Source organism: Kerstersia sp., assembly GCF_052103615.1.
Lineage (GTDB): Bacteria > Pseudomonadota > Gammaproteobacteria > Burkholderiales > Burkholderiaceae_B > Kerstersia.
On sequence record NZ_JBQEKA010000004.1, the window covers coordinates 15,431 to 29,152 of the forward strand.

The 13,722-nt window shown below is 61.4% G+C and carries 14 protein-coding genes; 1 reads left to right on the forward strand and 13 read right to left on the reverse strand.

What is annotated here, in order from left to right:
* Positions 1 to 12: 12 nt before the first annotated feature.
* Positions 13 to 768, reverse strand: coding sequence for a type 1 glutamine amidotransferase (locus tag ACTJGZ_RS01955; protein WP_441661280.1), 756 nt, complete (start codon positions 766 to 768; stop codon positions 13 to 15).
* 322 nt (positions 769 to 1,090) lie between these two features.
* On the opposite strand from ACTJGZ_RS01955, the gene ACTJGZ_RS01960 reads away from it, so the two are divergent.
* Positions 1,091 to 1,393 carry a monooxygenase gene (locus ACTJGZ_RS01960; RefSeq protein ID WP_441661281.1) on the forward strand — a complete coding sequence of 101 codons (303 nt, stop codon included), beginning with the start codon at positions 1,091 to 1,093 and terminating at the stop codon, positions 1,391 to 1,393.
* A 117-nt stretch (positions 1,394 to 1,510) separates the two neighbouring features.
* Here the strand turns inward: ACTJGZ_RS01960 and ACTJGZ_RS01965 are convergent, their stop codons facing one another.
* From ACTJGZ_RS01965 to ACTJGZ_RS02020, 12 genes are all read right to left on the reverse strand, one after another.
* Positions 1,511 to 2,551, reverse strand: a complete 1,041-nt coding sequence (locus ACTJGZ_RS01965; protein ID WP_441661282.1) for a TRAP transporter substrate-binding protein — start codon at positions 2,549 to 2,551, stop codon at positions 1,511 to 1,513.
* Positions 2,552 to 2,627: 76 nt separating this feature from the next.
* Positions 2,628 to 3,920, reverse strand: a complete 1,293-nt coding sequence (locus ACTJGZ_RS01970; protein WP_441661283.1) for a TRAP transporter large permease — start codon at positions 3,918 to 3,920, stop codon at positions 2,628 to 2,630.
* Position 3,921: 1 nt separating this feature from the next.
* Positions 3,922 to 4,452, reverse strand: coding sequence for a TRAP transporter small permease (locus ACTJGZ_RS01975; RefSeq protein ID WP_441661284.1), 531 nt, complete (start codon positions 4,450 to 4,452; stop codon positions 3,922 to 3,924).
* Positions 4,453 to 4,604: 152 nt separating this feature from the next.
* Positions 4,605 to 5,333 carry an SDR family oxidoreductase gene (locus tag ACTJGZ_RS01980; protein WP_441661285.1) on the reverse strand — a complete coding sequence of 243 codons (729 nt, stop codon included), beginning with the start codon at positions 5,331 to 5,333 and terminating at the stop codon, positions 4,605 to 4,607.
* Positions 5,330 to 5,818, reverse strand: a complete 489-nt coding sequence (locus ACTJGZ_RS01985) for a Zn-ribbon domain-containing OB-fold protein (RefSeq protein WP_441661286.1) — start codon at positions 5,816 to 5,818, stop codon at positions 5,330 to 5,332. Before ACTJGZ_RS01985 ends, ACTJGZ_RS01980 begins: the two co-directional genes overlap by 4 nt.
* Positions 5,815 to 7,026, reverse strand: coding sequence for a thiolase family protein (locus tag ACTJGZ_RS01990; protein WP_441661287.1), 1,212 nt, complete (start codon positions 7,024 to 7,026; stop codon positions 5,815 to 5,817). Before ACTJGZ_RS01990 ends, ACTJGZ_RS01985 begins: the two co-directional genes overlap by 4 nt.
* Positions 7,023 to 8,717: an AMP-binding protein gene (locus tag ACTJGZ_RS01995; RefSeq protein ID WP_441661288.1), complete on the reverse strand. Its 1,695-nt coding sequence runs from the start codon at positions 8,715 to 8,717 to the stop codon at positions 7,023 to 7,025. Before ACTJGZ_RS01995 ends, ACTJGZ_RS01990 begins: the two co-directional genes overlap by 4 nt.
* Positions 8,718 to 8,727: 10 nt before the next feature.
* A complete protein-coding gene (locus tag ACTJGZ_RS02000; RefSeq protein ID WP_441661289.1) occupies positions 8,728 to 9,204 on the reverse strand; it encodes an aromatic-ring-hydroxylating dioxygenase subunit beta in 477 nt (158 codons plus the stop codon).
* Entirely contained in the window at positions 9,201 to 10,619 is a 1,419-nt protein-coding gene (locus ACTJGZ_RS02005; protein WP_441661290.1) for an aromatic ring-hydroxylating dioxygenase subunit alpha, read from the reverse strand. Before ACTJGZ_RS02005 ends, ACTJGZ_RS02000 begins: the two co-directional genes overlap by 4 nt.
* 72 nt (positions 10,620 to 10,691) lie before the next feature.
* Positions 10,692 to 11,660, reverse strand: coding sequence for a PDR/VanB family oxidoreductase (locus ACTJGZ_RS02010; RefSeq protein ID WP_441661291.1), 969 nt, complete (start codon positions 11,658 to 11,660; stop codon positions 10,692 to 10,694).
* Positions 11,661 to 12,021: 361 nt separating this feature from the next.
* Positions 12,022 to 12,813 (reverse strand): cyclase family protein, encoded by a 792-nt coding sequence (locus ACTJGZ_RS02015; RefSeq protein ID WP_441661292.1) that lies wholly within the window; start codon positions 12,811 to 12,813, stop codon positions 12,022 to 12,024.
* 146 nt (positions 12,814 to 12,959) lie between these two features.
* The gene (locus ACTJGZ_RS02020; RefSeq protein ID WP_441661293.1) at positions 12,960 to 13,718 is read right to left on the reverse strand and encodes a maleate cis-trans isomerase family protein; all 759 of its coding nucleotides are present in this window, start codon (positions 13,716 to 13,718) and stop codon (positions 12,960 to 12,962) included.
* Between the last annotated feature and the right edge of the window lie 4 nt (positions 13,719 to 13,722).

Consider the following 13,722-nt stretch of genomic DNA (forward strand, 5'->3'; position numbering starts at 1 on the left):
CGCCCCGTGGCATTAAGCCGGCTGCCAACACCCGGCCGGCCATGCTGGCGCTCCGCCAGCAAAAAACAGCGGCCGATCCAGCTGGCGGGTCCAGGCCTGATAAGTGCGGTATGCGATGCGGTGCAAAGCAGGCAAATGCCTGGCAAGCTCTGCCAGGATGCGGGTTTCGCTCTGCGCTGCCGGGCCGCCCGCGCGCAATAGCTCCTGCCTGCCCGCGCGGCACCAGTTGGAAATCCCTTCCTGTGTGACCTCCAGGTGCCCCTGAAACGCCCAATGCCGTGCCTGGCGGAAACCCTTGTTGCGGCAATGGCTGCCCATCATGGTCCGCACGGCGCCCCGGGGAATATCGAAGGTGTCGTAATGCCAGTGAAACAAGACGGCCTGCGGCGGCAAGCCCATGGCCTGCTGCGCGGACTGGCTGATCCACACCTCCCCCCAGCCGATATTGGGGCAGGTATTTTTTCTGACGCCCGCCCCCATGGCCTTGGCCATTAGTTGCGCGCCGAAACAATGTCCCAGAATGGGTATATCCCGGCAGAGAGCATCTTGCAGAAAAGACTGTTCCTGAAGAATCCAGGGCAATGATTCATTGGCGCAATGATCGCTGCCCAGCACGACCACGCCGCGGAATCCCCGGGCGCGGAAAGAGAAATTTCTTTCGGTCTCCGGGAAAATAATCCGGTAAGGCATATCATTTTCCTCAAGATAATCCCGCAACCGGCCAGGGCCTTGAGTAGATTCATGCTGAAGAATGGCAATGGGTCTCATGGATATGAATGACCTGCTTGGCAAGCCTGAAGTCAGGGAGACCAAAATTTATAATTACCGCCATGTATTCAGCGTTCTATTTCCGCCGGCCTCCATTCAGACCGCATCAATTGTTGCAACAATAAAGAATCCTCATTCAGCCAATCTTTATTGCCATTTCTTTGGCGCAACCCCATCCGGCAAACCGGTATGTCAGCCGTCCTGCATAGCGCGTCCATCCCCCGCGCGGGCAGCGCGGAACGCGCCGCAACCGCTATGATGCAAAGATCCATCGCGTCACCCGGCACAGCGGTACTTTTTTGTTCTGGCAACGGAGCCAACCATGCCTTATCTTCTGCAAGTCGATTTCCCCTATCCCGGCCCCTGGGGCGCTGCCATGACCACTGCCATGGCTGACCTGGCGCGTTCCATCGCCACGGAGCCCGGCCTGATCTGGAAAATCTGGACCGCCAATGAAGACACCGGGGAAGCTGGCGGTATTTATCTGTTCGATAGCCAGGCGACGGCGCAGGCCTATTTGGAGATGCATCGCGCCAGGCTAGCGTCCTTCGGTATTGCGCAGATCAATGCCAAGATTTTCGCCGTTGACCAGACCCTGTCATTGCTGGACCGCGCGCCGCTCTGATCCGGCCGCGCCGTCACAGGCAATAAAAAAAGCTGCCGGCATGTGTCATGCCGGCAGCTTTGCTGAACCGCAATTTTGGCGGGCCCGGGCGCGCTGCGCTCAGGCCCGTGGCCAGGATCAGGAACCTGCTTTTTCTTTTTCCAGCTCGGCGATCTGCTCACGGTAGTATTGCAGCGCCGCCTTGCCATCCACGCCCTTTTTCTCGGCCGTGGCAATCCAGTCATCTTCAATGGATTGCAGGCGTTCACGCAGCGTTTCCAGTTCAGCCCCTTCCAGCTTGGTGGTTTTCAGCCCGGCATCGGTCAGGCGCTTGATGGCTTGCTGCTCGGATTCATTCCACTTGCCGCCAAATGCCCTGGCGATATGTTCGCCCGACAGTTTTTCGATAGCGGCGCGGTCAGCCTCAGACAGACGGTTCCACTTGCGCTCGTTCATGAACATGTACTGGCTGCTTTTGCCAAAGCCGCCGGGCGCCTGCAAAGCGCTGCGCGTCAGGCGGTCCAGTTTGAAATTTTCGATCTGATCGTACTGGAAGTACATCCCGTCAATCACCCCGCGCGACAGCATTTCATAGCTTTCCGAGGCCGGCGCATTCACCGTCACGAAGTTCAGCTTCTGGCCGATGGTATCGAACAGGGGGCTGGGGGAACGCAGTTTCAGGCCTGTCAGGGAGTCCAGGCCGTCGAGCGAATCCTTGGTGGTGAAAATCACCGTCGCCGGGCTGGTCCATAAGCCCAGCAATTTGACGCCCCGGTGCTCCCCCGCGTCCTTCATGAATTTGTCGTAGGTCCGCCAATACGCGACCGAGTTCACTTCACCGTCTTCAGTGGTCAGCGGCAGCTCGGCAAACTCGATCAGCGGAAAGCGGTTGGCCGTGTAGCTATGCACCGACATGCCCATATCCGCCACGCCGTTGCGCACCAGATCCAGGTGCGCTGGCGGTTTGCCCAGCGCATTGATGAATTCCACCTTGACCCGCCCTTCCGTGGCCTGCTCGACATCGGCAGCCCAAGGAATCAGCATTTCCTGCACGATGTAATGGGTAGGCGGCAGCCAGTTGGAAAAGCGCAGGACTTCCTGGGCAAGCGCGCCGCGCAGCGGAACGACGGCGGCGGCCAGTGACACCGCGCCCAGACAGAGGATTTTGGATAGCTTCATGGCTTTCTCCAGAGGGGGAAGGATGCATGCGTACGCATGCAGAAACAAAAACGGACGGCAATGAACACGCAGGCGCTCACCCCATGCTGTTGGGCAAGACCATGATGATCCAGGGCAGCAGAATCAGGATCAGCAGGCGCGTGATGTCTGTCAGGACAAAAGGAATGGCGCCGCGTATCAGCGTGCCCAGACCAATCTCCGGCATGATGTTCTTGATCATGAACAGGTTCAGGCCCAGGGGCGGCGTAATCAGGCTGATTTCAGCGGCCACCACCACCACGATGCCGAACCAGATCAGGTCGTAGCCCAGGCCTGCGACGACAGGAAAAAATATCGGCACGGTCAGCAACACCATGGACATGGTTTCCAGGAAGCAGCCCAGCACCAGATAGATCAGGCAGATCGCCAAAATCACCACCAGCGGCGGCACATCCATGCCTTGCACCCAGCCTTGCAAACCGGCAGGCAGGCCCGCGACATTCAGGAAGTTGTTGAACGCCAGCGCACCGATGACCAGCGCGAACATGACTGCCGTGGTCTGGGCCGCTTCGATCAGCACGGTCAGGTACAGGCGCGGCTTCCAGCCCCGGCGGTACAGCGTCATCAGAAAGGTGCCGAATGCCCCGATGCCTGCCGCTTCGGTGGGGGTAAAGACCCCGCCATAGATACCGCCCATGATGCCGACGAACAGCACCGTAATCGTGATGACGCCTTTGGCGGCCGACAGGCGCTCGCGCCATGATGTCCGCTCGCCAGGCTTGCCCAGCGCCGGATTGATGGCGGTGATGATGACAATGGTGAGCAGATACATCAGGATGGCCAGGATGCCGGGCAGAAAGCCAGCCGCAAACAGCTTGCCGATGTCGGTATCGGTCAGGATGCCGTAAACCACCATCATGACGCTGGGCGGAATCAAGATGCCCAGCGTGCCGCCGGCCGCAATACTGCCTGTGGCCAGGCGGTCATCGTACTGGTAGCGCCGCATCGCTGGCATGGCCACGCGCCCCATGGCGGCTGCGGTAGCCATGCTGGAACCGCACAGCGCGCTGAACGCGCCGCAGGCCAGAATGGTCGCCATCGCCAGGCCGCCGCGGAAGTGGCCGATGAAGGCATAGGCCGCGCGGTACAGATCATTGGACAAACCGGACGCATTGACCAGATTGCCCATCAGGATGAACAGCGGCAACACCGTAAAGCTGTAGCTCATGACGGTATCGAAACTGAGTTGCGCTGCCATGGCGAGCGCCGCCTCCATCCCGGAAAAGAAACTGAAACCAACCACACCCACCAGCAGCATGCCCCAGGCAATAGGCAAGCCGATGAACAGGCAAATCAACAGGGCCAGCAGGCCGAGCAGGGATATGAGCATCTCAGGCTCCCTTGTGAGTATCGGGCGCCGCCAGGCGGAAGAAGAACGGCCGCAGCAAGGCTGCGCAGGCTGCCAGCGCCGTCAGGGCGGCAATCAGCCAGGCCAGCGGCGCCAGCGGGAAATCCAGCGCATTGCTGCGGTCGCCAAATTCGGCCATGCCATTGGCATGCAGGTAGAGCTGCCAGGCCAGCACGGCCAGGATGCCGCCAGACACCCAATCCATCACACCCTGTTTGATCCGGCGCCCATGCGAGGAAAAAAGGCTGTCCACCATGGATACCGTCAGGTGCGTGCCGTGCCAGCTGACGCGCGGCAACGCGGTAAACACCAATACTCCCAGCAGCAGTTCATTACTTTCATACGCCCCATGCAGCGGGGAATGAAAGAAATAGCGGCCTATCACATCCACGGTGGTCACCATCATCATGATGAACAGCAGCGCGCCCGCCACCCAATCCAGAATGGCCTCCAGAATCCTGGCCGGCCCGCTGGAACAGGCGACGGCCACCACGGGCAAGTCATTGTCTTGCATGGAAACTCCTTTGTCTCCTGCGCCGGCCGTGCGCTATCTGGCGCGGTCCGGCCGCTTTGTCTTGTTTTTCATGCCAGGCCCGCCTGAGATAGCCCGCCCTGGGGCGAACTTCTCAAACGCGGCGCCAGCTTTTTTTATTGCGACTGCCCAGCTCAAATCACCAGCGTGCCAACACTGGCCCCGCCACAGACATACAACACCTGCCCGGTCACAAAGCCATTGGCCCGGTCACCGAAAAACATGACGGCGCGCGCCACATCATCCGCCCGCCCCAGGCGCTGCACCGGGATGGACGCGGCAATCTTGCGTTCGCGCTCACTGCCTGCTTCCACGACATCGTGGAACATATCCGTCTGTACCGGGCCGGGCGCCACCACGTTCACCGTAATGCCCTGCCCCGCCAATTCCAGCGCCCAGGTTCTGGCCATGCCTATCATGCCGGCCTTGGTGGCGGAATACGCCGTGCGCGTTTGCAGGCCCAGCGCGCCGCGTGAAGACATCAGCACCACACGCCCCCAGCCGCGCTCACGCATGCCAGGCAAAACCGCCTGCATGATGTCGATGGCGGCCCCCAGATGCAGCTGGGTCAGGCCCTGCAATTCCTCTTGCGTCACCTCGCCCAGCAACTTGGGCCAGATCACCCCGGCGTTATGCACGAAATGCGTCACGGCATGCTGGCCCGCGATTTCCTGCGCCGCCTGCCGGGTCGCGCCCGCATCCAGCAAATCGACCTGCACACTGCGCAAACGCGCATGGCTCCAGTCCGGCGCCCGGCGGGCCAGCGAAATGACCTCATAGCCGGCATCCAGCATCTGGCGGCAGATCTCTGCCCCGATCCCGGCACTGCCGCCGGTCACGACTGCGATATTGGGTTCACTCATGATTCATCCTTATTGGCAGCCGTGGATTCGGCTTGCCCGAACAGCACGCCCATGCCAGCGCCATCACGCCGCAACACGACGTGCAGGCGCTCGCCTGGTTCGCCGCGGCAAGCTTCATGCAAATGCACGACGGCAGCCGGGCCGCAATCCAGCCTGACCATGGCAATGCGCCATGGCAGCCGGGCCTGGAAATACGGAAAATGACTGTGATGCAGCGTCGTACTGGACACCAGCCGCGCGCCCGCGGCCACCTCCTGCCAATCAAGCTCACCGTCCAGGCAGGCCACACAGACATCGCGCGGCGGATACTGCACCTGCCCGCACCCTTGGCACACCTGCAGGCGCAAACGCCCCAAGCCGGTCGCGCCGGACAAAATCTGCCCGGCCGCGCTGCGCAACTGCGGCGGCAGTTGATCGGCAGGCAAATTCAGGGGCGCTTGCGGCCAACGCTCGGCAGCCGCTGCGGCTTTTTCGTCATGGCTCATGACGCCTCCTTTTGCAGCATGGCGGCTGCGGTACACAGCCCCCGGTCGTAATTGATCATGCCGAAACCGGAAACAAGCCCGACCTGTGCGCCCGCCACCTGCATGGGGCCCGCCTGGCCGGTGAGCTGCCGCAAGGCCTGCACCAAACCGAGATACCCCCCTGCCGCCCCGGCCTGCCCCGCCGACAACTGGCCGCCGGAGGTATTGAAAGGCAGCGAGCCCGTCAGGGTAAAATCATGCTGCCGCACAAAGGCCGCCGCTTCGCCTTTGGCGCAAAAGCCCAGGTCTTCCAGCTGCAGAAAATTGATGACCGGGTAGTCGTCATAGGCCTCGAAAAAGTCCGCGTCCTCCGGCCCCAGACCGGCTTGCGCATAAAAGGCGTCGCAGTCCATCGCCCAGCCGCCCCGGTACTGGATATCGTCTTGCGGAAAGGCGTTGTGGCGTTCCTGTGTCGCCAGGACACGCACTGCCGGCAAGCCCAGCTGTCTGGCACGGTCGGCGCTCATCACCAGATAGCCTTCCGCACCGGCGCAAGGCATCACGCAATCGAATAAATGAATCGGTTCGGCAATCGGGCGGGCATCCAGATACTGTTGCAGGCTCAACGGTTTTTTCATCAGCGCATGCGGATTGCGCAAGGCGTTATCACGCTGGGCCACGCACAGCTTGCCGAAATCGGCGCGTGTGGCGCCATAGCGGCGCATGTAGTAATCCGTCAGCAAAGCAAAACTGGCATTGGGGCCGCCCGCCCCATAAGGCAGTACGGCATCCTGGCTGAAACGCGAGAACTGGCTGATGGTTTCCTGAAATGAACCGGCCTGATTCGAATCTCCCGCGATGCAGGCCACGATGTCCGCGTCCCCGGCCTGAACAGCGCGTGCCGCGCGCCGCAAAGCCACCACACCGCTGGCGCCCCCCATGGGAATGTGCTCCAGAAAACGCGGCGACAAACCGAAATGCTGCACCAGCCCGACGGCCGTATCGCTGCCCAGCGTGAAACTCGATACGCACAGGCCATCGACCTCGTTTTTATCCAGGCCCGCCCCTTGCACCAATTGCCGCAAGGCCTGCCCCAGCCACCAATGCGCAGTCTGGGCCGAGAATCGCTGGTAGGGAATGGTGACGGGCATGACGACCGCCACGCCCTCATAGCCCCGCGCGCGCCCGCCTGCGCCTGCGCCCGGCTGAGCTGCTGCGGCCGCCGTCATGCGGCCTCCTGGCGTTTTTTCATGGCGCGCGTATCCGTCACCGCCCCGGCTTGCGCCATCAACTGGCGCGCCAGTTCACGGATTTCGCCGCGCTGGATTTTATTGGTCGCTGTCAGAGGCAAGGCATCCACCCAGGCGACATAGCCCGGCACCTTGTAATACGCCATCTGCCCCAGCGCCCATTGCACCAGCGCTATCGCCTCGGTCTGGCGGGATGGCGCATCCTCCACCATGGCATGCGGCACGACCAGCGCCAGCACCTCATCGCCGCGCACGTCGTCGGGCACGGCGGCGACCGCCACGGATTTCACCGCAAGATGCTGCAACAACACGGTTTCCACATCCACCGCGGATATGTTCTCGCCGCTGCGGCGAATGACATTTTTCTTGCGGTCCACAAAATGCAGCTGGCCGTCTTCGCCGCGGCTGACAATATCCCCCGTATGAAACCACCCGCCCTGCCAGGCTTCCTCGGTGGCTTGCGGGTCTTTCCAATAGGCGCTGAAAAAACCGTCACGCGGGTCCGCCCCGCTGCTGCGCACCCACAGTTCGCCCGGCATGCCCGGCGCCGCTTCGCTACCGTCATCGGCCACCAGGCGCACTTCCATCGCGGCGGCCTCCTTGCCGAAACAATGCGTGCCCACATGCCGAGGGTCGTGGTTGGCGATCACCACCGCGCCCGCGCCGGTTTCCGTCATGGCCCAGGCTTCCAGCAGCGGGAAACCGAAACGGGCTTCGAAAGGCGCATGCAATTTGCCGTCCACCCCCGCGCCAAAACCGAAACGCACGGCATGCAGGCTATCGTTGGCCTCTGCTTGCGCTTTCATCAGAATGGCGGGCATGACCCCCAGGTAATGCACCACCGTCGCCGCCGAATCCCGCACGCTTTGCCACCAGCTGCGCGGATGAAAACGATCCAGCGCAATCAGGCAGCCGCCCGTCATCACCATGGCCATGGCGGAAGTGGCCATGGCATTCATATGATTAAGCGGCAAAGGCGTGAGCATGCGTTCGGCGCCCGGCCGCAGCGAGACCAGCCCGTCCAGCTCCGCATACCATTGCCCGGCACGCAGAAAATAGCGGTTAGACAGCATGCAGCCTTTCGGGCGCCCGGTCGTCCCCGAGGTATAGAGCAAGGCGCATTCCGTACGCAGATCCGGTTCGCCAGCCATAGGCGCTGGCAGCAGCGCGGCCGGCGGCGTTTCGTCTGCCGTCATCACGGCCAGCGGCCTGCCAGCCCGTGTCGCGGCGGCCAGCAAATCGGCATGGCGCCCCGGCAAGGACACCGCCAGAATCAATTCGGAATGGCCGATCAGGTATTCCAGTTCAGAAGCGCGCATCTCCGCGCTGATGGGCACCACCGATACCCCCAGCCGGTTCAGCGCAAACCAGTGCGAAAAAAACACGCGGCGGTTTTCCAGCAGCAGACCGACGCGATGCCCGTGGCCATAGCCTGCCCCGGCATAGGCCTGCGCCAGCGCATCGACTTCGGCCAGAACCTGCGCGTAAGTCCATTCACCCGCCGGTTCGCCGTAGATACCGGCAGTTTCGGGCAAGACACAGAGAAACGGCCGCTGCCGCCAGCGCGCTGCCGTGCGCGCGAACGCTTCATATACCGAAGGCGCCTGCGCCGGGTGCGCCAGCGGATCGGCGGCGGCTTGCGCCTGAAGGGAACTTGAGCTGTGAGTCATCTCTGCCTCGTTACATGAAGAGCTGGATATTGCTGAAAGGGGCGTCGCAATTGAGCAGATCGACACGCTTCAGACGGATGCGCAAGCCATCTGGCGTTTCCACCAGATGGTGGCGGGCCCAGCCCACATACATGGTTTGCTGGTCCTGCCGGGTTTCTGTGTAGTGAAAAGCGGTACGCACCACATGCTCTCCCTGCTCGCCCCACTGTTCAATGACAGGCCGCTGCAGCAAGTGATGGCAGCGGCTTTTGGGCTGCTGGGAAAAGGTGCGCTGGCCTGCCAGACGCTCGACCCGGATACGCAGCAGCAGCCCGTCTTCATACATCAGCGAGTTTTCCAGCAAAGGGTCGGTCTGTCCGTGGCTGAGCGGCATCCAGTAACGGCCGTCCTCGGTAAAAAGCGCCAGCCATTCTTCAAAGTGCTGTTCATCCAGCAAATGCGCTTCGGCATAAACGAAATCCGCCAAATCTTCCCGGGTCACGCTCATGCCTGCTCTCCTTGCATATCGGCCAGCATGTAGCGCAGCCAGGCGCGAAACTGCGCGCGCATCTGCATTTCATTAGTGCCGTTGGTCACGACATTGCTGAGTCCGTCCTCGCCCGCTTCAAACAGGCGCCCGACATTCATCCAGTCCCGTCCGCGCGATTGCAGGCCTTCCTGGGCGCGTTCATACATTTCCAGATCGTCATGCCCGACCACTGAGGTCGGCGCATTGATCAGGCGGTTGTACATCAGCGTGCGTTCCAGCAATTTGTCTGGCGCCCCGACCAGGCGGAAGGTCCAGGACTCCACCAGTGTTTTATCGACCGCGACGGGTTTGAAAATACGCAGCGTCTGGATGGGGCCTTTCACCATGATGTGCGGGAAATAAACCGTGTTATGCCGGACATCACCCAGAATCTCCTTGGCCCGTTCTTCGCCATAGGCTGCGACCATGCCATCCCAGTACTCCGGGATTTCCGAGTACGAAGCATGAATGGAATCCGACACGCCCGTATGGCCGTGGCCGTTTTGCCAGACCCGTATGCCCATGCCTTCGAAAAATTCATAGGGCGACATAAAAGGGGCGAACAGTTCAACCGCCATCGGCTTGGGCGTGCCGGCCGGCGCTTCGTTCCAGACCTTCACGGCCGTCCCGGCGGAGGATTCATGCGCCACCATCGGATGACAGGTATCCGTCTGGTTATCGACCAGCATTTTCCAATTGCAGTGGTGCATATAACGCACCACGCCGCCCGCCACTTCCAGGCGCCCTGCTGGCGAACGGTCCACCATGTTGTCCAGCGTGGACAGGGAGTCGCCAAAGAAGCTATGAAAATCTTCCCCTTCCGGGTTCAGGCGGCAGAACACAAACTCACGGTGAACGGCCACCGCCCCCACCGCGGCCATGCCTTGCGTGGCTTCGCTGTTTTCAAAGCCGGTATTCTCGTAGCCCTTCTTCAGGGGAATGGCCAATAGCCGCCCATCGGTACGGAATGTCCAGGCGTGATAGGGGCAACGGAAAAATTTGCCCGTATTGCCACAGGACTCCGCCGCGATCTTCACCCCTTTGTGCGGGCAGCGGTTGTAAAGCACCTTGATGCTGTCATCGCTGTGCCGCACCATGATGACCGGCTCCGTGCCGACTGTCGTGGTGTAGAAATCGCCTTTATTGGGAATCTGACTGGCATGCCCCACATACACCCAGGTGTTGGCAAAGAGATGGCGCATCTCCAGCTCGAACAGTTCCGGGTCGATATACAGATCCTTATGGACCTCGGTATCGCGTACCAGAGCGCGTATCGCCGCCGGCTGATTGCGGTACTTGCCGCCAGTTTCCTCAGCGCGGCCAGCCTGGCCGCCGCAACCGCCATGCAACGCCGCAGGCGCTGACACGGCGGGGCCTTGAGTTTCCGTCGTCATGCTAGTCTCCCTAGGATTGTCCTGCTCCCTGCCCGGCCGCACCCTGGCCTGGCAGACACATCAAGGTTCACGCTACAGGTCGAGCACCAGGCGCGGGCTTTTGGCGCGTGAAATGCAAATTTGAATCACCTTGCCCGCGGCTTTTTCTGAATCGGACAGGAAATAATCACGGTGATCGGGAATGCCCTCCAGCACATCTACCGAGCACACGCCGCACTCACCGCGCTTGCAGTCGTACATGGGGTCGCAGCCCGCCGCTTCCAGCACATCGGCAATGGTCTGATCCGCAGGCACCTGCAACACCATGCCGGATTGCCGGAGTTCGATTTCAAAAGGCTGATCGCCTGCCTGCGGCGCCGCGGTTTCAAACAACTCGAAATGCAATTGGCATGCAGGCCAGGCCAGCGTCTTGCTGTGCTCCAGCACTTCATCGAGCATGCGCCGCGGGCCGCAAACATAAAGGTGGCTGTCGCGCGGCAAACCAGCCATGAGCGCGGCCAGTTCCAGCCGGCCATCCGGCGTATCTGCCGCATGCAGCGTGAGGCAGCCGTCAGCCGCGGCCTGCAGTTCATCCAGGAAAGCCATGTGTTCACGGCCGCTGGCGCAATAGCGCACCTGGAAAGGACGCCCGGCCTCGCGCAAGGCGCCAGCCATGCTGAGAATGGGCGTAATGCCGATACCGCCGGCAATCAGAACAGCTGGGCCGGCATGGTCCTGCAGAGGAAAATCATTGCGGGGCGCGCTGGCTCTGACGCTGTCGCCCGCCTGCAAACCATGCATGTAACGTGAGCCGCCTGCGCCCTCGGGTTCCAGCCGGACGCCCAGACGGTATGCCTGCACGCCCCCGCTCGTACAGGATTCGGCCTGCGCCAGCACCAGCGAATAGCTGCGCGGCTCATCCAGCCCCGGCACGGAAACCTTCACATGCGCCCCGGCCTGCGTTGCCGGCAAGGCCTGGCCGTTCGCCGCACGCAAGGTAATCTGCCGCACCAGCGGGGTTAATTGCCTGACGTCGCTCACTACCAGATCCAGGATTTCCATCTTTGCGTCTCCTACATGCCTGGCCCTGGACGCCAAGGCCCAGGACTTATATCAGTGATGAATAGTTTATTTCTAAACATATTCCACTGAAAATGGTAGGAAACCATTAAGCGTATGTCCTGATAGAAAAAACGCTTGCAAAATGATTGAAGAAAAACGTGAAAAATAACGTAATAGAGCCCGTCAGCCCAACCGCGGATATCCATTGAACATCCAGGCCGGGATGCTGCGCTGCACAGGCCGCAGACAAAAAAACAGCGCCAGGCAAATACCAGACGCTGCTATCAATACGCCGTCCGAGACCGGGAGGCGTTCCCCACATTGCGCGCCAGCCTGCCAGCTGGCGCGCGGATGGCCTGGCTTAGGCGCCGGGCACCAGTGCCAGCACGCGCAAGGGGCTGCCGGAACCGCCTTCGATTTTCAGCGGCGCGGACAAAATCACTGCCCCTTGCGGCGGCAGCTTATCCAGATTCTTCAGGCATTGCAGCCCATAACGGTTGGCGCCATGCATCAGGGTGTGGCACGGATAGGCCACCGGCCACGCATAGGATTGGCCAGCGTCCGTGTTAATGGTTTCAACGCCAAAACCATGCACCTTGCGCTCATGGATCATCCATTCCACGGCCGCCTGTGACGGCCCGGGCGTGTGGGCGCCATCTTCGCGCATGCCCAGGAAGGCCTCCGCGTCATCGGCCCGCAACGACCAGTCGGTGCGGAACAGCACCCAGGCGCCCTCGGGAATGCGCCCGTGGCGGCTTTCCCATTCCTGCAGAAATTCCGGGGTGAGGATCCAGTCGGGATCCTGCGCCACTTGCGCGCTGGCATCGACGACAACCGCCGGACGCACGAAGTTTTCCGCCGGAATGGTATCCACGGTATTGCCAGGGTGGTCCTTGCCGGTAATCCAGTGCGCCGGCGCATCAAAGTGCGTGCCGGTATGTTCACCACAGGTGAAATTATTCCAGTACCAGCCCGGCCCGTTTTCATCGTAGCGGCTGATGCGTTCGATACTGAAGCCAGCTGTCTGGCCGAATTGCGGCGGCAATTGCAGCGACGGAAAACGCGGCGACAGCACTTGGGTAAGATCGACCACGCGCACGCCGCCGTTCGCCAGCGCCTGCACCATGGAACTCAGGACTTGTTCTCCAGCCATTTGTTGCTCCTCCTCTTGCGCGGCAGGCTTCACCGAGCCACCGCTGCTTTTTATGAATGCCCGCCCGGTCTCATGCCTGGCGGGTCACGCTGCCCACCTGCCCCGGGACAGGCTGCCCGGATAGCAGGCCGAGCTGGCGGACAGGCTCAGTATTTGCCCGACAGCAAAGAACCGAACCCCGGTACCGAGGTATCCAGCCCCAGGCGTTTGAGCATCATGTAGGTCGTGGCAACCGACGAGGACACAACCGGCAGGCCAACGCGGTCTTCGATGGCCTGAATCGAGGCCAGCGAAGGCATCTGCACGCAAGCCGATGCCACCACCGCATCCACGCCCTTGGTGTTGAGCTTCTTGGTGATTTCGATAGGCGCGCGCGAGTCTTGCCGCCCCACTTCCAGGTTGTCAGGGATTTCCAGCGAAATGCTGTCCACCACTTCTATCCCTTCGCTCTCGATGTAGTCGATCACCAGGGCCGTCAGCGGCTTCATGTAGGGCGCCAGCAGCGACACTTTCTTGGCGCCGATGGCATGCAGGCCATCAACCAGCGCGCCAGCGCTGGTCACGATGGGCGCCGGGCCGCCATTTTCCACGGTGCGCAGATGCAGACGCTCTTCTGAGACACGGTGATACCCGCGGCCCATGCTCATGATGGCGACCAGGCAGGCATAGCCCAGCACATCCACACGCGCATCGGACAATTCCAGCGCGCAGCGGTCGCTGTCGCCGTCCATTTTGCTCAGTTCTTCCTTGGTCACATGCTTCATGCGCATGCGGCTGGAGTGGAAAGTGAAACGTTCTGGCGCCACCCCTTCACGGGCGCGCAGGATGGCCGGAATCTCGGTTTCCATCGTCGTGTTCGACGACGGCACAATCTGGCCGATGCGGTAATTCATCTTGTTGCTCATCTTG